The following is a 24286-nucleotide window of genomic DNA, read 5'->3' as shown; positions in this document are numbered from 1 at the left end:
ATGAAAAATAAAATATTTTTACTTGTACTTGATGGTGTTGGTTTAAGAAATTTTGCTTATTCAAATTTTAAACAAATAGGCGAAAAAAAAAATAATAATGTAGTGTTTTGGAACAAAACACATTTTTCAATTGAGAGTCTTGGTTTTAATGAAATCAAAATTGAAAATCAAAAAATACATCCTTTAACCGATACTTTAAAAAAAGCAAAAAAAGATGTTAACTTAAATGTTTTTATAAATAGAACTAAAGATAAGGTATATAATTCCTATAAGTTTAAGTTTTCATATAAAAACTTTAATGCTTCTGTGAAAAGTAGTTTAACAAGATTATTGATTTTCTTACTTTCAAATGAAAAAGGTCTAAAATTATTAGATAAATACATTAACTATTTTGAAAGAAAAACTAAATATTATACCTATTGTAAGAATGTTTTACAAGTAGAAAAACCAAGTATCATATTTTGTACTTCTCAAAGACATGTACAGTCAATAGCTCCACTACTTGCAGCCAAAGATTTGGAGATTCCTACTGCAAGTTTTATTTTTTCGTGGGATAATATACCCAAAGCAACAATGGTTGTTGAGACAGATTTTTATTTCGTTTGGAGTGAACACATGAAAGCAGAATTAATATTTTACCATCCAAATATTAGAGAAAATCAAATAATTGTTACAGGTACACCTCAATTTGAAATTCATTTTGAAAAAAATAGTTTAATGCCTAGAAGTGATTTCTTTGAAAAATATAGTTTAGATATTGATAAACGATACATATGTTTTTCAGGAGATGATGTAACAACAAGTCCAGATGATCCAAAATATCTCCAAGATTTAGCAGAATCTATTATTAGATTAAATAATAAAAACCATAATTTAGGTATAATATTTCGAAGATGTCCTGTAGATTTCTCCACCAGATATGATGAGATTTTAGAAAAATATAAAGATATAATAGTGACTATTGATCCATTATGGAAACCATTTACTTCGCATTGGAATACAATTTTGCCAACAAAAGAAGATGGTATATTGTTTAGTAACATTGCTGAACATTCTGAAATGGTTGTTAATTTAGGTTCAACTACACTTTTTGATTTTGTAGCTCACAACAAACCATGTGGATATTTTAGGTATAATCAAAAAATTCAAAAAAATCCAAATTGGGATATTTTTAGGTGTTATAAATTTGTACATTTTAGATCGATGCATTCTGAAAATTCAGTAATTTGGTTAGACAGCCCAACTGCTATTGATGAAAAAATTGAAATGGTAGTTAATAATAATCATCAAAAACAAATCGATGATGCAAAAAAATGGTTCCAAAAAATAAATCAACATCCAGTTGAACAAGCATCTGAACGTATTTGGAGTGCAATTGAAAATATAATAACTAAGTAAATGAGTTCACAATATTTAAAATATGATTTTTTACGATATGGAATTCAAAAAGTAACTTTTAGGTCTCTACTTTTAGTATTTATAATTAAACCAAAACCAGGATTAAAGTTTTTGACCGTTTTTAGAACACTTCAACACTATAGAAGAAAAAATCGATTGCTATTCTACTTCTTCTTTATTTGGTATAGAATATTAAAAGTAAAATATGGATTTGATATTTCTTATCGAACTAAAATTGGTAAAGGACTCTATATTGGTCATTTTGGAAATATTGTCATACATGGAGATGCAATAATTGGCGAAAATTGTAATATTTCTCAAGGAATTACAATAGGTATAAATAATTATGGAGAAAAAAAAGGAGTTCCAACCATTGGAAATAATGTTTTTATTGGTCCAAATGCATGTGTGTTTGGAAATATAAATATTGGAAACAATGTTACAATCGGCGCTAATACAGTAGTTACAAACTCAATTCCTGAATATTCAACAGTTACAGTTGGTAGTCCAATTGTAATTGAAAAAGATTTGTCTCAATATTACATTCATAATAGCATCTACAAATGAAAATAGCTTTTGTTACTCCCGAATTTCCGCATGAAAAAATGGGCTCATCTGGAGGAATAGGTACAAGTATACTAAATTTAGCAAAAGGATTGATAGCTAACGGAAATACAGTTCACGTTTTTGTTTATGGTCAAAAGATTGATGAAGAATTTGAATTCAATTCAATAAAAATTCATAGAATAAAAAACATCAAAATAAAAGGATTGTCATGGTTATTAACTCAAAAAAAAGTTCAGTCAATTTTAAATTCTTATATTAAAAAAAATGAAATTGATATTGTAGAGTTTCCCGATTGGACAGGTTTTTCTTCCTCAATTAATTTAAATTGTCCTATTGTAATTAGATTAAACGGTTCCGACAGCTATTTTTGTCATTTGGATAAAAGAAACGTAAAGAAAGTCAATTTTTTAAGAGAAAAAAAAGCACTTATTAAAGCAGATGCTTTAATTTCTGTTAGTCAATATACCGCTGATATTACAAATGAAATTTTTAAATTAAATAAAAATTTTAAAATAATTCCAAATTCTATTGATACTTCAAAGTTTATTCCTTCAAATGAAGATGATAGCAATCAAAATACCATATTATATTTTGGAACATTAATAAGAAAGAAAGGATTACTAGAATTAGCAAATATTTTTAACGAAGTAAATAAAATTGATAATCAAATTAAGTTGATTTTGATAGGAAAAGATGCCTCAGATATCGCTTCGGGAAGTTCATCTACTTGGGAAATTATGAAAGGGATTTTTACTAGTTCTGCATTAGAAAATGTTGATTACAAAGGTAGTGTACAATATGATGAAATAAATAAGCACATTCAGATGGCTACTCTTTGTGTTTTTCCTAGCTTTGCCGAAGCACTACCTGTTTCTTGGATTGAAGCTATGGCGTTAAAAAAAGCAATTGTAGCATCAAATATAGGATGGGCATCTGAAATTATTGACGATTCTAAAGATGGATTTTTAGTAAATCCAAAGGATCATAAATTGTATGCTGAAAAAATTTTAAAATTAATTTCTGACACAAACATGAGAGAGAATTTTGGAAAAAATGCCAGAGTAAAAGTTGAGAAAGTCTTCAGTATTGATACAATTGCTATACAAAGTGTTGACTATTATAAAAAAGTTTTAGAACTTAAAAAATGATGAATTTAAAAGAATTCAAAACTCAAAGAGGTGAAGTAATTCTGTACACAGGAAATCCATGTTTAGAAAAACTTGAATTACTTTCAAATGGTGTTGGTGATATTTGGCATAGTTCTTTTGAACAAGGTTATAAAAACATATTTCCAGAAATTGTATATCAAACTGCCACTTTCTTCTGGTTTGTCAAAGATTTTGATGGTTTGGATCAATGCATAAGTTGGAGACTTAATCCAAATCAATTTGCAGTTAGAAAATCGGTTTGGGAAACATTAAACGGATTTGATAAGGAATATTTTAATCCGGTCATGCAAGCTTTAGACTTTGGCCTTAATGCAGTTAGAGGTCAAGGCGCAATTCCATTATATATAAAAGGTTTATTTCAAGATTATAAAGACGACAAGCCAAAAATATCTGTAAATGACAGATATGTTTTTTTTAGAAAAAATTTTAAACAAGAACATTCTATTTTCATGATTTATAGAAAAGGTTTTTGGAAAATAAGTGAATGGAAGGCTTTTTTTTATGCAAAGAAAAATTTTAAAAAAGCAACAAAAAAAAATATTGTAAATCATCGTGAATTAATTGAAATTCAAGGTCAACCTGAGGTTAGTTATATTATTCCAACCATGATGAGGCAAAGCTTTACCCTCAATTTGTTAGATGATTTATCTAATCAAACATTTCCTCCTAAACAAGTTGTTGTAGTAGATGCAACACCTGTTGACCAAAGAGATGAAAGCCTTTACATTAATAAAGTTTATCCATTTGAGTTAATAATTAAATGGCAAGAAACAAAAGGAAGTTGTAGAGCCAGAAATGAAGCAATTGAGCTTTGTTCTGGTGATTATATTGTTTTTGGAGATGATGATATTAGAGTTCCAGAAAATTATATTGAAAACCATATCCGATTTTTACAGACTTATAACGCTGATGCATGTAACGGTTTGGATATTAGAGCAGATAACCAAAGTCAAGATCTTAATGATTTAAAACAAAAATTACAAAAACTTGGCGATAATCGCTATATGGTTGGCGCAGCTCAATTTCTTAATAATGCTAATAATTGTGTAAAAAAAGAGTTTGTAGATAAATTAGTTGGTAACGATATCAACTTTGATGGAGGTTATGGCGAAGATAAAGATTTTGGTTTATCATTAACAAAAATAGGAGTAGTTGTACTTCAAAATCCATTTTCAACTAATTTACATCTAAAACCACCTGTTGGAGGTTACAGATTTTGGGGTAGTCAAGCTAAAATTGTTGGAAAAAAACGAAAAACACAACCATGGGAAATGGGAGTACCAGTAAAAAGAATTACTCCTAGACCAAGCCCAACAGCAATGTACTATTTTTACAAGCATTTTGGATTAGATTTAGTAAAAGAATTTAAGCACAAATACTTTTTTTTATTCTTGTTTAAAGGTTCAAAATTAAAGTTGCCAATACGCTTTTTACAATTGCCATATAGATTAATGCAGTTTGAAAAATCTTTATTTTACGCTAAAAGATTAGTTGAATTGGGAAAAAGAACAAAGTAAAATGAATTTTACAGTTATCATTTGCACTTTTATGCGGCCAAAACCGTTACTTAATCTTTTAAAATCAATAAAAGAACAAAAAGTTTATCCCAATGAAATCCTCATAATTGATGGTTCTTTAAATGAAGAAACAAAAAAAGTACTTCAAGAAAACAATTTTTCAAATCTTAAATATTTTCTGGTTGCGCAATCAGATAGAGGTTTAACAAGGCAAAGAAATTATGGAATCTCTAGAGCTTCCGTTCAATCCGAAATTATTTGTTTTCTTGATGATGATACAATATTGAAAGAAAATTACTTCGAAGAAATTTTAAAAACCTATTCCATTTTTCCAAATGCCTTAGGAGTTGGAGGTTATATAAATAATGAAGTAAAATGGGAAAAAGTTCTAAATGATTATCAACCAAATCATAATGAATTTGTATTTGATGGTTGGAAAAGAAAAGATGGAAGTAGATTTATAGTGAGAAAAAAACTTGGATTGGATACTAATGCACAGCCAGGGTTTCTTCCTGAATTTTCAAACGGTAGAAGTATTGGTTTTTTACCACCATCAGGAAAAATTTATGAAGTAGAACAATTAATGGGTGGAGTTTCATCTTTTAAAAAGAGTGTATTTAGTTCATTTCAATTTTCGACCTATTTTCAAGGATATGGACTTTATGAAGACGCCGATTTTACTCTCCGATTATCAAAAACTGGGAAACTTTATGTAAACACTAATGCGCAACTCGGACATTTTCATGACCAATCTGGAAGACCAAATAAATTTCAATATGGTAAAATGGTAGTTAGAAATGGATGGTACGTTTGGAGAGTAAAATATTCAAACCCGTCGCTTAAATCAAAGTTTAAATGGCATGCTATTATATTGCTATTGACTTTGATTCGTTTAGGAAATGTTTTTAATACCAATAAAAAGAAAGAAGCTTTTACAGAAGCTCTTGGAAGAACAGCTGGTTGGTTGAGTTTATTTCTAAATAAACCAAATATAATCAAATAAATATATGGTTTTTTGTATTATAACACATGTGATTCATGGATTTGAAAACGAGGAGTACTTTGCTTATTCACCATATGTTCGCGAAATGAATATTTGGTCAAAATATGTTGATAAACTTTTGATTGTAGCACCAATAGGCTTGGATGAAAAAAATGCAATTCATATAAATTACAATCATAAGAACATAGATTTTATAAAAGTAAAATCATTCAATTTTTTGTCATTTAAGGATACATTTGCAACGTTAATTACTTTACCAAAAGTAATTTTTACAATCTTTAAAGCTATGAAAAATGCAGATCATATCCATTTGAGATGTCCAGGTAATATGGGGTTACTGGGATGTTTTATTCAAATTTTTTTTCCTAACAAACCCAAAACAGCTAAATATGCAGGAAATTGGGATCCAAAATCAGTACAACCATTAAGTTATAGATTGCAAAAATGGATACTAAGCAATACTTTTTTAACAAAAAATATGAAAGTATTAGTCTATGGCGAATGGGAAAATAGCACAAAAAATATAAAACCATTTTTTACAGCAACTTATTTAGAAAGTGAAAAAGAAAAAATTGAAATTAGAAATTTGAATTCTAAAATTAGATTTATGTTTGCTGGTTCTCTTACAAATGGAAAAAGACCTTTATATGCTGTTCAAATTATAGAAAAATTAAAAAGAAAAGGCATCGATTTACAACTGGATATCTTTGGAAACGGAGTTGAAAGGCAAATTTTAGAAAATTACATAAACGACAATAAACTAAATGATTTTGTATTTTTAAGAGGAAATAAAACACAAGATGAAATTAAAAAAGCTTATATTCAAAGTCATTTTTTAATTTTGCCTTCCAAAAGTGAAGGTTGGCCAAAAGTTGTAGCAGAAGCAATGTTTTGGGGATGCATGCCAATTGCTACAGATGTTTCATGTATATCAAATATGTTAGCAAAAGAAGAAAGAGGAATGATACTTTCACTAGATATTGAAAAAGATGTTGATAGAATTTCTTCCATAATTTTTAATAAAGAAGAATATAGCCTTAAAACAGAGAAAGGATTGATTTGGTCAAGAAAGTTTACTCTTGATTTTTTTGAGACAGAAATAAAAAAAATACTTTCATGAGAATACTTCAAATTATAGACTCTTTGAATGTTGGTGGTGCCGAAAAAATGGCAGTGAATTACGCAAATACTCTTGCAAGAATTGAGGAATTTTCAGGAATTGTTGTTACAAGAAAAGAAGGCGCACTTAAATCTCAAATAAACGATAATGTTGGGTATTTATTTTTGAATAGAAAAAGAAAAATAGATATTAGTGCTTTAAAACGTTTAAAGAAATATTGTATAGAAAATAACATTGATCATGTTCAAGCTCATAGTTTGTCATATTTTACTTCGTTGTTATTAAAACTAATTTATCCAAAAGTGCAAATTATATGGCATGACCATTATGGATTAAGTGAATTTTTAAGTAAGAGGAAATTGTTCTATCTAAAAATTGCTTCGTTATATTTTAAAGGGATAATAGCAGTAAATACTCAGCTTGAACGCTGGGCAAATAATAAATTGAATTGTAAAAATGTTATTTATTTGCCAAATTATACCAGTGTGGATAGTTCAGTTGAAGCTACAACAGTGTTATTCGGAAACAATGGAAAAAAAATAGTTTCGGTTGCTAATTTACGCTATCAAAAAAATCATTACTTATTATTAGAAGTAGCAGAAAAATTAAAGAAATCACATCCAGATTGGTCATTTCATCTTATAGGCAATGATTTGAATGACGAATATTCTAAAAATATTAAAAAACTAATAAAAACCAAATCTTTAGAAAATAATGTTTTTATTTATGGAACAAGAAACGATACAACTAATATAATTAATCAAGCAGAAATAACAATTTTAACTTCTGATTCAGAAGGTTTGCCCGTAGCTTTAATTGAATATGGATTACTTAAAAAACCAACTGTTACTACTAACGTTGGAGAAATACCATTGATTATTAAAAATGGTGAAAATGGTTTTGTTGTTCCAATTAAGGATGATGTTAAATTTTATAGTTCTCTGTTAAAATTAGTTGAAAACTCTGAATTAAGAAATGATTTTGGGGAAAAGTTGTATCAAACAATCTATAAAAATAATTCAGAGGAAGCTGTTATAAAGCAATATCTAAATTGGGTAAAATCTTTGTAAATTTATGTTAGAAAAAAAATACTTTTACTCACTTTTACTCCATGTTATAATTGGTGTTTTATTATTTTACATTCCTTTCCTTTCAAAATTATATGGTTTATCAACAATTTTATTTGGTCTGCTTTATATTGTAAAGAATCAAAATAAAAATAATGAAGTTCTTCAGGTAGCAGCATATATTGTAGGAAGTGAGGCTTTGTTAAGAATGACAGGTGGCACAATTTCATATGAATTTTCAAAATATGGAGTAACTTTTTTTTCATTAATAGGTATGTATTTTTCTGGATTTTCAAAAAATGCTCTTCCTTATTGGATATTTTTGATTTTACTCATTCCAGGTGTTGTTATAGCCACAGCAGTTTTAAATTTTGATACAGAAATTAGAAAAACAATAGCCTTTAACATCTCTGGACCAGTGTGTTTAAGTTTAGCTTCAATATACTGTTATCAAAGAGTAATTTCTTTTAATCAAATAAACAAAATATTGTTATTTTGTGGATTGCCTATAGTTTCAATGGTTGTCTATTTAATATTGTATACTCCTGATTTAAAAGATGTTTTGATTAATACAGGTTCAAATTATCAAACTTCAGGTGGATTTGGACCTAATCAAGTAGCTACAATTTTAGGTTTAGGAATGTTTATATTTTTTTCTAGATTTCTTTTAGAGTCTAAAACAAAATTTTTATTTGCTTTAAATGTTATTGTATTCATATTTATAGCTTACAGAGGTTTAATAACCTTTTCTCGTGGAGGAGTTTTAACTGGATTTATAATGATTGTTATTTTAATCTTTTTTCTATACAACAATTCCAAAAATTCCGGAAAAGGTAAAATAAGTTTTTTGATAATTTTTTCCATACTTTTAACACTTGCAACTTGGAGTTATACTTCATCAACAACAGGAGGTTTGATAGATAAACGTTATGCAAATCAAGACGCCAAAGGAAGAGAAAAAGAAAGCGCACTAACAGGTAGAGAAGGTATTATTGAAAATGAAATAAATAATTTTATTGAAAATCCAATATTTGGTATTGGTGTAGCAAAAGGCTATGAATTGAGAAAAATTCAAAGTGGCTTTGTATCTGTATCTCATAATGAAATAACTAGAATGCTAGCAGAACATGGTTCACTAGGTGTTATGGGATTGTTAATTTTGTTTTTTACGCCAATGATATTATATTTAGATAATAAGCAAAATATCTATATCTTTTGCTTTCTGGCTTTTTGGCTATTAACTATAAATCACGCAGCAATGAGATTAGCAGCACCAGCATTTATTTATTCCCTTTCCCTTTTAAAAGTAAAAATTAGTGACTAACATATTATACATAGGAAATAAACTTTCTGCTCATGGTAATAATGCAACTTCCATCGAGACACTTGGTAAATTTTTAGAAAGAGAAAATTATAAACTTTTTTATGCTTCTTCAAAAAAAAATAAAATTCTCAGAATTTTTCATATGGTTTATATGACTTTGAAGCACTCAAAAAAAGTAGATTATGTTTTAATCGATACTTACAGCACATCAAATTTTTGGTATACAGTTGTTATCTCACAATTAAGCAGAATTTTGAAATTGAAATATATTCCAAATTTAAGAGGTGGAGATTTACCTAATCGATTAAAAAATAATCCCTATTTGTGTAATTTGATTTTTAAAAATGCACTTGTAAACGTTGCTCCATCAACATATTTATTTGAAGCTTTTCAGTGTCATGGTTTCACTAATCTAGTTTATATTCCAAATACTATCGAAATCGAAAACTATCATTTCATAAATAGAAGTTTTGATTGTCCAAGAATTTTATGGGTTCGAGCTTTTTCTGAAATCTATAATCCAATGCTAGCGGTAAGAGTTTTTATTGAAATTAAAAAAGAATATCCAAATGCTACTCTTTGTATGGTTGGTCCAAAAAAAGACGATAGTTATGATAAAACTGTAAAAATAGCCAAGGAAAACAATCTAGAAGTTACTTTTACAGGAAGATTGGCAAAAAGTGAATGGATTAATTTATCTTCTAATTATAATGTTTTTTTAAATACCACACACTTTGATAATACTCCAATAAGTGTTATGGAAGCAATGGCTTTAGGATTACCAATAGTTAGTACAAATGTTGGTGGAATTCCTCATCTTTTAAAACACGATGTTACAGCATTATTGGTTAATGATAATGATTTAACTGATATGGTAATACAGTTAAAAAGAATTTTCAGTGAACAAATTTTGAAAGAAAATTTAATTATAAACTCAAGAAAAGAGGCAGAAAATTTTGATTGGAATATTGTTAAAAAGCAATGGCAAACTTTGCTGAAGTAAGCAATAATTTCTTTTACTTTGCAGTAATATATTAAAATGGAATTGAATAAATATAAAGACATACATTTTGAAGTATCAGAACGTAAAATTCTTTTAAGAATTTTCGATATAGTTTTTGTGTTTATTTCTTTATACTTCGTGGGAATTACTTTTCAGTTTGATTATTTTAACATTTCAGCAACAAATTTTTATTGGACTATTGTTCTTGGTCTTTATCTACAAATTATAGGTTCAGTTTTTGAAATGTATAATTTACAAGTAGCGAGTAATCAATTTCAAATAATAAAAAGTATAATTTTAACTTCTTCTACAACAGTACTTTTTTATCTATTAACGCCTTTATATACACCAGTTTTACCTTCTAATCGTTTACAAATTTTAATTTTTTTCTTTGCAATTTTTCTAGCATTATTCATTTGGAGAATGCTTTATGTTCGCTTTTTTGCTTCTAATCGATTTGTAAAAAAAGTTATTTTAATTTGCGATCGAGACCAAGCAGAAGAATTAATAAATGGATTAATTTCTGTTGATCCACATTACAGAGTTTTAGGTTTTGTGAATTCTTATAGTAATTCTGAAAATAACGATAATTTAAAAATCAATAGTATTCCAATAGATAAGTTAGATAAATTTGTCAAACAAAATTCTGTTTCTGAAATAGTTGTAGCATCACAAAAGACAGATGGAATAACAGTTGATTTATACAACCAGTTAATAAATTTATTAGAAAGCGGTTATATTATTCGTGAATATACTCAAGTTTATGAATCTATAACTCATAGAATTCCAGTGCAATATGTTTCGAGAGATTTTTACAGATTCTTCCCTTTTAGCAGAAGTAATCAAAACCATTTATATTTATTGGTAGTTAGAATTCTTGAAATTGTAATTTCACTTTTTGGTTTGAGTTTAGGACTGTTTTTATTACCTTTTATACTATTAGGAAATATTTTAGGAAATAGAGGCAAGTTATTTTACACTCAAAAGCGTGTTGGAAAAAACGGAAAAGTTTTTAAAATTGTTAAATTCAGAACGATGATTAAAAATGCCGAAAAGAATGGAGCTGTTTTTGCAACGACTAACGACACAAGAATTAAACCTTTTGGAAAGTTTTTACGAAAATCACGATTGGATGAATTTCCACAGTTTATCAATATCCTAAAAGGCGATATGGCTGTAATTGGTCCACGACCAGAACGACCAGTTTTTGTAAAAGAAATTGCCGATGTTATGCCTTTTTATGAAACCCGACATGTAGTTAAACCAGGATTAACGGGTTGGGCACAAGTTAATTATTCTTATGGAGCAACGATTGATGACAGTTTGATAAAGCTTCAATACGATTTGTACTATATCAAACATCGAAGTCTTTTTCTCGATTTTAACATCATTTTTAAAACGCTCAGTACCGTTTTATTCTACCGAGGTCAATAAGTTCTTTTGACCTTTTTTCTTCAATTTTAGTAAAATATAAATGTTTGTCAAAATAAATGGTAGCATGATAACTAAATAAGGTCTTGTTATCATAACAATTATATAAATCAATAAAAGGAATAAATTTAGTAACACTATTTTATCTAAAAATTTGTTCTTTATAAATGGTAAAATAACAAGTAACGGACTAAATAATAATGCGTTATAATTCCAAAGTACTTCTTGATGTTGCGAATACAATCCTACCAAGCAAAGAAAAATTCCCAAAAATCCACAAACAAAAAGATAACTTAAAAACAAAAATTGTTTATTGATAACTATGATAAGTAAAAGTGCAGCAATAATTACAAAAATACTATTGAAAAACGAAAACGAAACCGACTTTTCGCTACCATTTACGATAACTTTTTTCTCTGAAACCAATGGTTTGCCATTCACTTTTACTTGGTCTAAACTATTTAAAAGTTCAACAGGCAAGAACAATTTTTCCGCTTTAGCATCGGTTTTTGCACCAAAAATGATGTTGATTCCTAGTTTATACCAAAAATAATCATCAAAATAGGGATATAATAATTCCCGGTACGTAATCGATTTGTCATCTACTTTCTTAATCAATTTTGTATCAAATATTCCATTGATTTTATCAGCAACCATTGTGGTACAATTTTTATCGATAAACTTATAAGTATAATATTTTTCGGTTGAAAATAAATTGGCATTCAAGTTATCAAAAAGCTGTTGTTTTTTTTCTAACGGAAGATTTAATTTTTGCTCAATAACTTCTCTTTCATCCATTTGATATTCCATAACAAAATCTTCTACCGAAGTTGCTGTCATGAAATATTGTAAATCGCCTTTCACAAATTTTAGATAAAAATTCTCTGTTCTAAAATCAAATGTGCCATAATTGTAAACAACATCCAGTTGATTTTCAGTATCTTTTATTCGTAAAGCTGTATGTCCGAACGTAGAATACAATTGATCGCCACGTCCACAAGTAAAAATGCTTACTTCGGTTGAAGGCGAAAGTTTCGGGTTTTGTGAAAACGAAATACTACAGAACAGTAAAAGGAAAAAGAGTATTTTTTTGGTCATAATTTTTTATCTGAAAATGCTTAAATCCACTTTTACCGAAAATATATTGGAATATAAGGCCGCACTTTGATCGCCCAAATCGGTTAAAGCATAATCTACTTGAATTCCTTTGTACTTAAATCCTAAACCAATATTCGGTTGAAAATTTACTTTTTTGGAACCGTCAATTTGTTCTACATTTTGAAAATTTCCAACTCCAGCACGAAGAAAAACCAAATCAGTATAACCAAATTCAAAGCCAATAGCTGGATCAATACTCACCGCATCGGAAGCTAAAATATCATTGGTTCGAGCAAATTGCATGTTTAAATTAACGGCTGCCAATAAGGTATAATCGTAGTGAAATTCAAATTTTTTGGCAATTCCAAGTTGCGCTTTTGGTAAGGTAATCTCAGTGTCTTCGGGTAATTCTTGGTTTTGACCTTCAACGGCATCTTTAATTTCGTTGAATTTATCTTCGTCAATTGCCCAAACATTATAGGTTGTGGTTATATCGCGAACCATTACGCCAAACTGCCAATCGTCTTTTTGATATTGTAAACCAGCATCAATTCCAAATCCCCAAGAATTGGCAAACTCACCAATTATTCTTCGGATAACTTTGGCATTTACACCATAACTAATCTCTTTTAATTGCGATTTTCGGGCATAAGAAAAGGTCAAAGCATAATCGGCTGTTGAGAAAAGACTAATTCGATTGTAATCAATATTTCCTTGACTGTCAATTAATTGAGTAGTGTTTAAAATGTCATCAACTCCAAAACGGATTAGTGAAATTCCCCAAGCGCTTCGGTCGTCAATTTTTTTAGCGTAAGCCGCATAATCATATTGGGCAATATTGGCAAAATAACTGGCATGCATTAACGCTGCTTCGCTGTCTTCAATTCGAAATAATCCTGCTGGATTCCAATAACCCGAATTTACATCGCCAGTTGAAGCCGTAACCGCATTTGACATTCCTAATGCAGCAGCATCAACTCCAATGTTCATAAACTCATTAGAATATTTTCTAACTGATTGAGCATGAGTGAAAATGCTAAACAGTATTAGCGGTAAAAGCACTATTTTTTTCAAGGCAATTTTTCTTTTTACAAATATCATATAAAAATCTCTAATATAAAACGTAGAATGCTCTAACATATTGTATTAAATTTGTAAAAATTTCAAATAAATACAAGTAACCAATGAATATCAAAGCCCTAATTCCCAATTTCTTTACGATGCTTAATTTGTTTTGTGGTTGCGTGGCGTTAGTTTTTGTTTCCAATACTGAATTTGAATTAGCTTTTTTCTTTGTTAGCTTGGGTATATTTTTTGATTTTTTTGATGGATTTTTTGCTAGAAAATTCAATGTGGCTGGTCCGCTTGGTGTTCAATTGGATTCATTAGCCGATATGGTAACCAGTGGAGTTGTTCCGGGTTATGTGATGTATAAAATGTTGTTGAATTCTAGGTTAACTTCAATTTTAGAATGGTTGCCATTTTTAGGATTTATCATCACTCTTGGCGCTTGTTATCGTTTAGCAAAATTTAATATTGACACAAGACAATCCGATAGTTTTATAGGTTTGCCAACACCTGCAAATGCTTTGTTTTTTACGAGTTTACCAATTTTACCATTGGTATTTCATGACAATTTTCATATTATTTTTTCTTATAACAAATGGATTTTATTAGCACTAACTTTTTTAAGTGCTTATGTCATGAATGCTGAAATTCCTTTGTTTTCTTTAAAGATTAAGAATTTTAGTTTTGCTAAATATAAATTGCAGATTTTCTTTTTAGCCATTTCAGTTTTGATGCTGATTTTTCTTCAAATTGTAGCTGTTCCACTGATAATTTTGCTTTATGTTTTACTTTCGGTAATCAATAATATAGTAAACAAAAAAGCTTCCGTTTAGGAAGCTTTTTTATTCATCGTCGTTTTCTTTTTTATATCCTTCATAATAGTAGGATTGTTCTATTCCTTTGAAGATAATTTCTCTGTTTTCAATTTCATCTGTTAAATTGGCTATGAGTAATGTTCTTAATTCTAAATCGTTAATTGGACTTCTTTCCATCGCTTGAAGATAAAGCTCTTTACCAACAAATTGCCAATTTATTACTTTTCTTATTCTTGATTTTAAAATTAGATCAAGCCAGATTCTCATTGTTCTTCCGTTGCCTTCCATAAATGGATGCGCTATATTCATCTCTACATATTTAGAAATGATTTCTTCAAAAGTCCTTTCGGGCATTTGTTCGATTTTCTCTAAAATCTCTTTCAGATAAAGTGAATTTGCAAATCGGAAACCACCTTTTGAGATATTTAATGTTCTGATTTGACCTGCAAAATCATATAAACCATCAAATAAGTGGTGATGAATTTGTTGTAAACCTTTGGTTGTTCCAATTTCAAGACTATCTATTTTGCCTGTTTCAAATAGGTTGTAGGCTTTTTCTAAACTTATTTTATCGATGTTTTTCATTTCAAATGTAAAGTTTAAAGTAATTTTTATTTTTTAGTCATTGTAATTATAAAAACAATAAATCCAAAAAAGCACAACATTCCAATAAAAAATAGATAGGCTTTTTGATGAGCAAAATTTAATGTCGTACCATAATTAGGATTAGGTTTGTTAACAATCAGTCGATTATCTTCTTTGTTGTAATAAAATAAACCTAGTTTCCAATGTTTTGGATTTTTCATATAAAGTCTATTTTTTAAAATCTGTGAGAACGGTGTTTCTAAAACTCCAATTTCTTTTTGCGAAGTTCAAAATTTTGACCTAAATATACTTTTCGCACCATTTCGTCTTCAACTAATTCTTCTGGTTTTCCAGCTTTTAGAATTCCGCCTTCAAACATTAGATAGGTTTTGTCGGTAATTGCTAAAGTTTCTTGAACGTTATGATCGGTAATTAAAATCCCGATATTTTTATTTTTTAATTGGGCTACAATTCGCTGAATGTCTTCTACGGCAACGGGATCAACCCCTGCAAATGGTTCGTCCAAAAGAATAAACTTTGGATCGGTTGCTAAGGCACGAGCGATTTCAGTTCTACGACGTTCACCACCCGAAAGTAAATCACCACGATTGGTTCTGATATGTTGTAAGCTGAATTCGTCAATCAAACTTTCCATTTTTGCTTCTTGTTCGGCTTTTGAAAGATTGGTTAACTGCAAAACACTCAAGATGTTATCTTCAATGCTTAGTTTTCTAAAAACCGAAGCTTCTTGAGCTAAATAACCAATACCATGCTGCGCACGTTTGTACATTGGAAAATCGGTAATGTTCTTATCGTCAAGATAAATATTTCCCGAATTTGGTTTTACTAAACCTACAATCATGTAGAACGAAGTAGTTTTTCCGGCACCATTTGGACCAAGTAATCCAACGATTTCTCCTTGATTTACTTCCACCGAAATTCCTTTTACAACCGTTCGTTTTTTATAGGTTTTGATTAAATTTTCAGCTCTTAATTTCATATCTTGATGTTCCGATTTTTAGAAAGTTAGATTTTTGGCAAAGTAACAAATAAACTAATCACCAAATCAACCCTTTAACAATTATTTATTTTCTTCCAATGCTTCCCAAAACTCATATGCTCTACGCAAATGCGGAATGACAATCGTTCCGCCAACTAGAGTTGCAATTCCCATACTTTCCATCATTTCTTCTTTGGTTACGCCATGTTTATAGCTGGTTTCCAAATGATATTTGATGCAATCATCACATCGTAAAACTGCAGAAGCTACTAATCCCAATAATTCTTTGGTTTTTACATCCAATGCGCCTTCGGCATAAGCATTAGTATCTAAATTGAAAATTCTTTTGATAACTAAATTGTTATCTGCCAATAATTTTTCGTTCATTTTTGAACGATAATCGTTAAATTCTTGTACTAAATCAGCCATTTTTTAATTTTTGTTTTTCTACAAATACCGATAAAAATATACTTAACTCATAAATAATAAGCATTGGAATAGCTACTGTAATTTGGCTTACCACATCGGGTGGTGTAACGATTGCTGCAACAATTAACAGGATTACGATAGCGTATTTTCTATATTTTCTAAGGAAATTTGGGGTTACTAATCCTAATTTGGTTAAAAAGTAAATGATAATAGGTAATTCAAAAAACAATCCTGCAGCAATAACCGATGTTTTTATCATACCTATATAGGAATCTAAATTGAATTCATTTTTTACAACATCACTTACTGAAAATGTTGCCACAAAGTTGATGGAAAGCGGAACAATTACGAAATAGCCAAAAAGTACTCCAAGAAAAAATAGTACTGACGAAATCACAATAAAACCAATGGCACCTTTTTTTTCTTTTTCATACAACGCTGGACTGATGAATTTCCATAATTCATACAATATATAAGGAAACGCTAGAATAAATCCAGCGGTTATACACGTCCAAATGAAAACATTAATTTGTCCTTCCATGGAAGTGTTTTGTATGGTAAATGGTAACTCGTTTACACAAATATCTCCAGTAACTCCAAGTGATTGAGCTAAGTCGCAAAAAAAGCGATAGGTAATAAAATCAGTATGTGTTGGTCCAAAAATGATATCATCAAAAATAAAATCACTAAAAGCATAAGTTACAATTGCCATAAGTACAATTACAGCCGAACTTCTAACTAATAACCATCTTAAATCTTCCAGATGATCCAAAAAGGACATTTCGTTTTTATTCTTTTTTGCCATTATACGATACCTTCTTTTAAAATATCATGCAAATGAAGCACACCTTTATATTCATTTCTATCCACAACTACCAATTGTGTAATCGAAAAATCCTCTAGAATATTCAGAGCATCGCTAACCAAATCGGTAGATTGTATTGTTTTTGGATTTACAGTCATGATTTCTTTGGCGGTTAATCCAGCAATAGTTTCGGTTTTGTTTAGCATTCTTCTGATGTCGCCATCAGTAATAATTCCGATAACTTTCTCGTCTTCAACTACTGCCGTTACACCAAGTCTTTTTTCGGATATTTCTACAATTACCGTTTTGATACTTGAGTTTGGAGCAACAACGGGTTTGTGGGTTGTATCCAGCATTTCGCCAACACGAAGTAATAATTTTTTGCCCAAAGCTCCGCCAGGATGATATTTGGCAAAATCTTCGGCAGTGAAATTTCGCATTTCCATCAAACAAACTGCAATCGCATCGCCAATAACCAACTGTGCTGTGGTACTATTGGTTGGTGCTAAATTATTTGGACAAGCTTCTTTTTCTACATAAGTATTTAAAGTGTAATTAGCTTCTTTCCCCAAAAAGGAAGTAACATTTCCAGTAATAGCAATAAGTGTGTTGTTAAAACGTTTTAATAACGGAACCAAAACTTTAATTTCAGGACTATTCCCACTTTTTGAAATACAAATAACTACATCATCGGGTTGCACCATTCCTAAATCACCATGAATAGCTTCTGAAGCGTGAAGGAATAATGAAGGTGTTCCAGTTGAATTTAATGTAGCCACAATTTTTTGTGCAATAATGGCACTTTTTCCTATTCCTGTAACGACCAAACGACCTTTTGAAGAAAAGATAGCTTCAACTGATTTCACAAAATTGTCATCAAGATAATTGACTAAATTACTAATTGCTTCGCTTTCAGCTAGAACTGTTTTTTTTGCTGTTGCTAAAATATTTTCTGTAGTGATCAAAATAGAAATTTTATAAAATTTGTGTGTTTAAAAGAAAGTTGTATCTTTATGTTGTGCAAATTTATGTAAAAATACCATTAACTAAGAATGAATTCAAACGAAATTGACATACATAAAGAATTAAAGAAGTATTTTGGTTTCTCCCAGTTTAAAGGGTTGCAAGAAAGCGTTATTAAAAGTATAATTAACAATGAAAATACTTTTGTAATTATGCCAACTGGCGGAGGAAAATCTCTTTGTTACCAATTACCAGCATTGATTAAAGACGGAACAGCTATTGTTGTTTCTCCATTAATTGCTTTGATGAAAAACCAAGTCGATGCCATTAGAAGTTTATCTTCCGAAAATGGAATTGCTCATGTTTTAAATTCTTCGTTGACTAAAACCGAAATTAATCAGGTTAAAAAAGATATTGTTTCAGGAATAACTAAACTTTTATATGTTGCACCTGAATCGTTAACAAAAGAAGAATATGTAGAATTTCTTAAAAGCGTTCCGGTTTCTTTTGTTGCCATTGACGAAGCACATTGTATCTCAGAATGGGGACACGATTTTAGACCAGAATATCGAAATCTTCGCCACATTATTAAACAATTAGGAACCGATATTCCTGTTATTGGGTTAACCGCTACGGCTACACCAAAAGTGCAAGAAGATATTTTGAAAAACCTAGACATGTCTGATGCTAGAACATTTAAAGCATCGTTCAACCGTCCGAATTTGTTTTATGAAATACGTACCAAAACCAAAAATATAGAATCGGATATCATTCGATTCATCAAACAAAACAAAGGTAAATCAGGTATTATCTATTGTTTAAGTAGAAAAAAAGTAGAAGAAATTGCCGAAGTACTTCAGGTAAATGGAATTTCTGCCGTTCCTTATCATGCGGGATTGGATGCTAAAACACGCGCAAAACACCAAGATATGTTCTTGATGGAAGATGTAGAAGTGGTTGTAGCAACCATCGCATTCGGAATGGGAATTGACAAACCCGATGTTCGTTTTGTAATCCATCATGACATTCCAAAATCATTAGAAAGTTATTACCAAGAAACCGGTCGTGCTGGTCGCGATGGAGGCGAAGGTCACTGTCTAGCTTACTATTCGTATAAAGATGTAGAAAAGCTGGAAAAATTCATGTCGGGTAAACCCGTTGCTGAGCAAGAAATTGGATATGCCTTGCTTCAAGAAGTGGTAGCTTATGCTGAAACTTCAATGTCGAGACGTAAATTCTTATTGCACTATTTTGGTGAAGAATTTGATAGCGAAACTGGTGAAGGTGCAAGCATGGACGATAACGTTAGAAATCCAAAAGTTAAAGTTGAAGCTCAAGACAATGTTAAAAAACTATTGGAAGTCGTTCGAGATACCAAATACCTATACAAGTCAAAAGAAATTATCTATACCTTAATAGGAAGAGTAAATGCTACAATAAAAGCACACCGAACCGATACCCAAAATTTCTTCGGATCTGGAAATGATAAAGAAGAGAAATACTGGATGGCTTTAATTCGTCAAGTATTAGTAGATGGACTTTTAACAAAAGACATCGAAACTTACGGAATTCTGAAAGTATCTGATAAAGGTCATGATTTTATCAAAAACCCAACGTCTTTCATGATGTCGGAAGATCATGAGTATAATGAAGCCGAAGACGATGCTATCGTTACCGCTGCAAAATCATCAGGAACAGCTGATGAAGCTTTGATGGTAATGTTGCGCGATTTACGTAAAAAAGTAGCGAAGAAACTTGGTGTTCCGCCGTTTGTAGTGTTTCAAGATCCATCTTTGGAAGATATGGCTTTGAAATATCCAATCACTATCGATGAGCTAAGCAATGTTCATGGAGTAGGCGAAGGAAAAGCTAAGAAATATGGAAAAGAGTTTGTAGAACTTATTGCGCGATATGTAGAAGACAATGACATTATCCGACCAGATGATTTAGTAGTTAAATCTACCGGAGCAAATTCTGCTAATAAATTATACATCATTCAAAATATTGATAGAAAGCTTTCTCTAGAAGATATTGCCAAAGCCAAAGGAATGACGATGGATGCTTTGTTAAAAGAAATGGAGCAAATAGTGTATTCAGGAACAAAGTTGAATATCAAATATTGGATAAACGAAATCCTTGATGAAGACCAACAAGAAGAAATTCACGAATACTTCATGGAATCGGAAACCGATAAAATAGAAGATGCTTTAAAAGAATTTGACGGCGATTATGACATTGAAGAACTTCGATTAATGCGTATAAAATTCATTAGCGAAGTGGCTAATTAAAAATTAAAGACATTTATAAAACAATAAACGGCTGCTCACTGATTAGTAGCCGTTTTTTTTATGAAGTTTTTTTCGTTGCTAAACCTGACAGGTTTTCAAAACCTGTCAGGTTTAAAATATCTTAAAACTTTGGGATAAAAGAGGTTGAGTTTTAAGTTTTTTGTAGATTGTTTTTAGAAAAATGGGAGTTGTGCAACAGCAACAGCTGTTGACAGAAGTGACGTTTTTATATTTTCTTTAGTCTAATTTCTTTAGTTTTTTTTCAACTAAAAAATAAATCAAAACCAATCCAATAATAAGTATTGTAATAATTGGTATTCCTAAATCAAGCTTTTGTTTATATTCAATTATTGAAAGTATTATCGTCAAACTATAAAGTAAAATCAAGTAACTTGAAGCATATTTATTAGCAACTTTCCAATGTTCCAAACTCTTTTTAGAACTTCCCAATTGATAACCGAATAAATAGTTAGGTTTTTTGGGTGGAAACAAATTCAAACCTATTGAAAATACTAAAAGTATTGATAAAATTAGTATCATTTTTTTCTATATAAATTGGTTTTAACTGCAATATTGGAAGTCATTTCTGTAAACCCTAAGACTATGAAAACCTCCACAATCTTTATTTCAAATATACTAAAATAGTTATTAGGCAGTCATAGTTTTTATTGAGTTAGTGCAATGGTTACTGCTGTTAGGTGATGTATATTATTTTACCTTCTTTATAATTCTTGTATACTTTTGATATATGGTCATAACCATTATTAATTTCCCATTTCCCATTTTTAAAAATAAATGAAATATATTCACCAATAAATGGTCTTGATTTTCCTTTTAAAGTAGATTTTAAATAGTCTAACTTTATGCTTAGTAAATCATTTTCATTTGGTTCATAATCAAAATCAAATACGTAGTCAGAATTTAGAATGGAAACTATTTTTAAGGCAGTTAAACCGTTGCTTAACTCTTGAGCTGAACCTTGATATTGCCAGTCTATACCATTGTAAATTTCTTCACCAATATATTTTTGCAATGACCATAGAATTTCTTTACTTTCATATTCATTTCTATTAAAGACTTTTTTATTTTTTCTTGAATTTTTATGATGAATTATTTCAGGATTTTCGTCTGATTTCGTTTTAGTTTCAATTGTCAAAAATTGGATATTTAGTTTTTTAACTGTCATTTCTTTAACGCGTTGTTTTATATGATGCCTAACCCCAAGACCATGAAAACCTCCACACCCAAGCGAAAGCAAACAGACCAAGTAATCCTTCCATCAAATATACTAAAATAGTTATTGAACTTTAACTAAAAAACAAACCCCTTTTAAATCACTTTAAAAGAGGTTAAAATTTTATGTTTTGGTAAATGGATTTGAGAAAATGGGAGTTGTGCAACAGTTACTGATGTTGGGGGCTGGCATTCTATTGTTCATTAACTGTTTCATTTGGTTTTGGGTAGGGAAATCCTGCTTGGTCTAAAATTTCAAGTTTCCATTTATTCTTTTCGTTGTGCCATTTCTTACTTCTATGTCTTAATTGCGATACTTTTTCTCTGTAAGCTTTAATTAACTCTTTTTGAGTTTCCGTCACATTACTAGGTGCTTGGTTGTCAAAGATTTCTATTTCTTTCCAAAATTTAATTGTTTCTTGGACACTCTCTCTATGTTTTTGTTTTTCCCATTCCCATTCAACTCCATTTCTTAAAAGTAAATCTCCAAGCATTTCTTCTCTTATTGGGGAAAGGAATTTTTTCACTTTTCCTCGACTACCTTTCAATTTTAGGGTCATTTGGTCGTTTAACCACTTTCCGATTTTTGTTGTTTGTTGAGGAACTGATTTGTAGTTATCTGTATTACTGTAATACACTTCTAAATCTGCTAAATTATCCATCCAATCATCATCTTTTGGTCTACTTCCAATATTAGTAACATCCCATAAAAAATTTATTGAATTCATTTTTTCCTCTTCGTATTCCGTCCATTCTGGCGGATAATTTCCTTTTCTTCTTTGTTTTTGAGTTGCACACCAAGTACCCAATTGATAAAAATTGTTTAGCTTGTCTTTAAATTGAGGAACGTGGGTAAATTCACTGTTTGGGTCAATCTTATCTTTATAGGCTTTAAGTTGGTCAAATTTGATATTCCATTTTATTAATCTACTTCTCTCTTTTCCTTCACCAAACGGAAAATCAACACCTAATAACCTGTCAAATATTTCATCAGGCAATTCGTCATTTCTGAAATAGTCCGTCATTCTACGATACCAATTGTATAGCTCTCTGTCGTCTGTATTATTACTTACAACACCGCTTGGACTTTCATTCTTAATGTGGACGATATATCTTTTTAAAAATTCCTCAAATACTTCATATTCTCGTTCTGTGAAGTTTACTTTCCTTTGCTTTGGTTCGGTTTCATCTTGTTCAAATCCTGAATTAATATCAAAATCAGTTAAATTCACTGAATCAGTTTCTTCTGTGTTTTCACCGTCATTATTTTTATTCTCCTTTAAAGTATTCCCAAGTTTTCGTTGTGAGTAGATAAGATTGTCGTTAACAAGTTTTTCAATTAGTTCAGAGCTTAGTCTTGATATTTTGTTTGAGCTTAGATTAAATAACTCTGAAAAATTTGATTTTATTTCATATAAAAGTTTTTCACCTTGTTTGTCTGTTTTGGTTCTAAAGTCAATTTGAACAGAAGCTTCAATATTCGTTATTATACCTGAATTTGTGAGATTAGAAGAACCAATAATAATTCTCGTAAATCTTGTTCCTTCAAAAATGTATAATTTAGGGTGATACGTTACATATTCTTTTTTGTCATGATAGATATATGTTTCTATGTTTTCTTTTAATAATAGTTCAAGAGCCTCTTTAGAAGTTCCCATATTATCAACCCCAATAAAAAAGCGTACTTGAGAATAATTTAAAGAAGCTGATTTTAAACTTTTTAGAATAGTCGAAACACCTGAAACAGCAGCAAAGGCAACAAAACCATTAAAAATATCATACTTGTTGTCGGTTAACGAAATTGCAATTTGTTTCCCAACATTGAATTTGTCACCTTTCCCAAGTCCGTGTCCTAAAAATGTTGCTTTCATATATGTGTGTCGTTTTTTATGCTTGACCCTAACTAGTATATACATCTAATAAAACCTAACTTATAACCCCATTTCAGGTAAATAGCTCTTGTTTCCATCAGATTATATTACAAAGTTAAATATACAAATTTCTCCATAAACCCACCACCACACAAAATCAATCCGTTAAAATCAGTATAATCCGTGGCAAAAACATAGTGAAACCTTGAGTAAACTTTGCGTAACATAGTGCTACAACCCATCTATTAATTAATATAAAACGATAAACATAAATCAAAGAGGTTTTTTTTTCATCCGCAGAGGTTTTTTTTTCATCCGCAGAGGTTTTTTTTTCATCCGCAGAGGTTTTTTTTTCATCCGTAGAGGTTTTTTTTTCGTCCGTAGAGGTTTTTTTTTCATCCGTAGAGGTTTTTTTTTCATCCGTAAAGGTTTTTTTTTCATCCGCAGAGGTTTTTTTTTCATCCGTAAAGGTTTTTTTTTCGTCTGTAACCTTTTTTTAGAGGGAATTGTAAGACTTGATGAAAAAATATTT

General features: G+C 30.0%; 24 protein-coding genes. 12 read left to right on the top strand and 12 right to left on the bottom strand.

What is annotated here, in order from left to right:
- Genes IAI56_RS10160 through IAI56_RS10115 form a run of 10 tightly spaced genes read left to right on the top strand, consistent with a single transcriptional unit; the run spans position 1 to position 11602 of the window.
- Entirely contained in the window at positions 1-1398 is a 1398-nt protein-coding gene (locus IAI56_RS10160; RefSeq protein ID WP_239106954.1) for a UDP-glycosyltransferase, read from the top strand.
- Positions 1399-1965 carry a serine O-acetyltransferase gene (locus tag IAI56_RS10155; RefSeq protein ID WP_187657764.1) on the top strand — a complete coding sequence of 189 codons (567 nt, stop codon included), beginning with the start codon at positions 1399-1401 and terminating at the stop codon, positions 1963-1965.
- Entirely contained in the window at positions 1962-3113 is a 1152-nt protein-coding gene (locus tag IAI56_RS10150) for a glycosyltransferase family 4 protein (RefSeq protein ID WP_187657763.1), read from the top strand. The genes IAI56_RS10155 and IAI56_RS10150 overlap by 4 nt, the downstream gene beginning before the upstream one ends.
- Positions 3110-4651 carry a glycosyltransferase family 2 protein gene (locus IAI56_RS10145; protein ID WP_239106955.1) on the top strand — a complete coding sequence of 514 codons (1542 nt, stop codon included), beginning with the start codon at positions 3110-3112 and terminating at the stop codon, positions 4649-4651. Before IAI56_RS10150 ends, IAI56_RS10145 begins: the two co-directional genes overlap by 4 nt.
- A gap of 1 nt (position 4652) precedes the next feature.
- Positions 4653-5654 (top strand): glycosyltransferase family 2 protein, encoded by a 1002-nt coding sequence (locus tag IAI56_RS10140; RefSeq protein ID WP_187657762.1) that lies wholly within the window; start codon positions 4653-4655, stop codon positions 5652-5654.
- Between the two features lie 4 nt (positions 5655-5658).
- Positions 5659-6774 (top strand): glycosyltransferase, encoded by a 1116-nt coding sequence (locus IAI56_RS10135; protein ID WP_187657761.1) that lies wholly within the window; start codon positions 5659-5661, stop codon positions 6772-6774.
- Positions 6771-7844: a glycosyltransferase gene (locus tag IAI56_RS10130; RefSeq protein ID WP_187657760.1), complete on the top strand. Its 1074-nt coding sequence runs from the start codon at positions 6771-6773 to the stop codon at positions 7842-7844. The genes IAI56_RS10135 and IAI56_RS10130 overlap by 4 nt, the downstream gene beginning before the upstream one ends.
- A gap of 4 nt (positions 7845-7848) precedes the next feature.
- On the top strand, positions 7849-9165 hold the full coding sequence (locus IAI56_RS10125) for an O-antigen ligase family protein (protein ID WP_187657759.1): 1317 nt from the start codon (positions 7849-7851) through the stop codon (positions 9163-9165).
- Positions 9158-10168 (top strand): glycosyltransferase family 4 protein, encoded by a 1011-nt coding sequence (locus IAI56_RS10120; RefSeq protein ID WP_187657758.1) that lies wholly within the window; start codon positions 9158-9160, stop codon positions 10166-10168. The genes IAI56_RS10125 and IAI56_RS10120 overlap by 8 nt, the downstream gene beginning before the upstream one ends.
- Positions 10169-10204: 36 nt before the next feature.
- A complete protein-coding gene (locus IAI56_RS10115) occupies positions 10205-11602 on the top strand; it encodes an exopolysaccharide biosynthesis polyprenyl glycosylphosphotransferase (RefSeq protein WP_187657757.1) in 1398 nt (465 codons plus the stop codon).
- On the opposite strand, the gene IAI56_RS10110 is transcribed toward IAI56_RS10115, so the two are convergent.
- Entirely contained in the window at positions 11582-12697 is a 1116-nt protein-coding gene (locus IAI56_RS10110; protein WP_187657756.1) for a lipoprotein N-acyltransferase Lnb domain-containing protein, read from the bottom strand. The two genes, IAI56_RS10115 and IAI56_RS10110, sit on opposite strands and share 21 nt — an antisense overlap.
- Positions 12698-12703: 6 nt before the next feature.
- On the bottom strand, positions 12704-13771 hold the full coding sequence (locus tag IAI56_RS10105) for a putative type IX sorting system protein PorV2 (RefSeq protein ID WP_483400932.1): 1068 nt from the start codon (positions 13769-13771) through the stop codon (positions 12704-12706).
- Positions 13772-13881: 110 nt separating this feature from the next.
- Between IAI56_RS10105 and pssA the strand changes: the two genes are divergently transcribed.
- Positions 13882-14598 (top strand): CDP-diacylglycerol--serine O-phosphatidyltransferase, encoded by a 717-nt coding sequence (pssA, locus tag IAI56_RS10100; RefSeq protein WP_187657755.1) that lies wholly within the window; start codon positions 13882-13884, stop codon positions 14596-14598.
- 9 nt (positions 14599-14607) lie between these two features.
- Here pssA and fic read toward each other — a convergent pair whose 3' ends face one another.
- The 6 genes from fic to IAI56_RS10070 all read right to left on the bottom strand — a co-directional run bounded on the left by fic (position 14608) and on the right by IAI56_RS10070 (position 18364).
- Positions 14608-15165 carry a protein adenylyltransferase Fic gene (gene fic, locus IAI56_RS10095; protein WP_187657754.1) on the bottom strand — a complete coding sequence of 186 codons (558 nt, stop codon included), beginning with the start codon at positions 15163-15165 and terminating at the stop codon, positions 14608-14610.
- A 26-nt stretch (positions 15166-15191) separates the two neighbouring features.
- A complete protein-coding gene (locus IAI56_RS10090; protein ID WP_187657753.1) occupies positions 15192-15386 on the bottom strand; it encodes a hypothetical protein in 195 nt (64 codons plus the stop codon).
- A gap of 38 nt (positions 15387-15424) precedes the next feature.
- Complete coding sequence (gene lptB, locus IAI56_RS10085) at positions 15425-16165, bottom strand: LPS export ABC transporter ATP-binding protein (RefSeq protein ID WP_187657752.1); 741 nt, start codon at positions 16163-16165, stop codon at positions 15425-15427.
- Between the two features lie 81 nt (positions 16166-16246).
- Positions 16247-16594 (bottom strand): carboxymuconolactone decarboxylase family protein, encoded by a 348-nt coding sequence (locus IAI56_RS10080; RefSeq protein ID WP_169523878.1) that lies wholly within the window; start codon positions 16592-16594, stop codon positions 16247-16249.
- On the bottom strand, positions 16587-17399 hold the full coding sequence (gene tatC / locus IAI56_RS10075) for a twin-arginine translocase subunit TatC (protein WP_187657751.1): 813 nt from the start codon (positions 17397-17399) through the stop codon (positions 16587-16589). Before tatC ends, IAI56_RS10080 begins: the two co-directional genes overlap by 8 nt.
- Positions 17399-18364, bottom strand: coding sequence for a KpsF/GutQ family sugar-phosphate isomerase (locus tag IAI56_RS10070; protein ID WP_187657750.1), 966 nt, complete (start codon positions 18362-18364; stop codon positions 17399-17401). Before IAI56_RS10070 ends, tatC begins: the two co-directional genes overlap by 1 nt.
- 87 nt (positions 18365-18451) lie before the next feature.
- Here IAI56_RS10070 and recQ point away from each other — a divergent pair, with 87 nt between their 5' ends.
- Positions 18452-20650, top strand: a complete 2199-nt coding sequence (gene recQ / locus IAI56_RS10065) for a DNA helicase RecQ (protein ID WP_187657749.1) — start codon at positions 18452-18454, stop codon at positions 20648-20650.
- A 237-nt stretch (positions 20651-20887) separates the two neighbouring features.
- Here the strand turns inward: recQ and IAI56_RS10060 are convergent, their stop codons facing one another.
- From IAI56_RS10060 to IAI56_RS16120, 4 genes are all read right to left on the bottom strand, one after another.
- The gene (locus tag IAI56_RS10060) at positions 20888-21190 is read right to left on the bottom strand and encodes an SdpI family protein (protein WP_187657748.1); all 303 of its coding nucleotides are present in this window, start codon (positions 21188-21190) and stop codon (positions 20888-20890) included.
- A 154-nt stretch (positions 21191-21344) separates the two neighbouring features.
- Entirely contained in the window at positions 21345-21836 is a 492-nt protein-coding gene (locus IAI56_RS10055) for a hypothetical protein (protein ID WP_187657747.1), read from the bottom strand.
- Positions 21837-22077: 241 nt separating this feature from the next.
- Complete coding sequence (locus IAI56_RS10050) at positions 22078-23754, bottom strand: helicase associated domain-containing protein (RefSeq protein ID WP_187657746.1); 1677 nt, start codon at positions 23752-23754, stop codon at positions 22078-22080.
- 273 nt (positions 23755-24027) lie between these two features.
- Positions 24028-24286, bottom strand: a 259-nt coding sequence (locus IAI56_RS16120) for a hypothetical protein (protein ID WP_222941001.1), incomplete at its 5' end; no start/stop codon positions are given.

Origin of the sequence: Flavobacterium macrobrachii, from assembly GCF_014486675.1 — a bacterium.
In the GTDB taxonomy this organism is placed as follows: Bacteria; Bacteroidota; Bacteroidia; order Flavobacteriales; family Flavobacteriaceae; genus Flavobacterium; species Flavobacterium macrobrachii.
The sequence above is the reverse complement of the archived record's forward strand: the minus strand, read 5'-3'. Positions and strand labels throughout refer to the sequence as shown.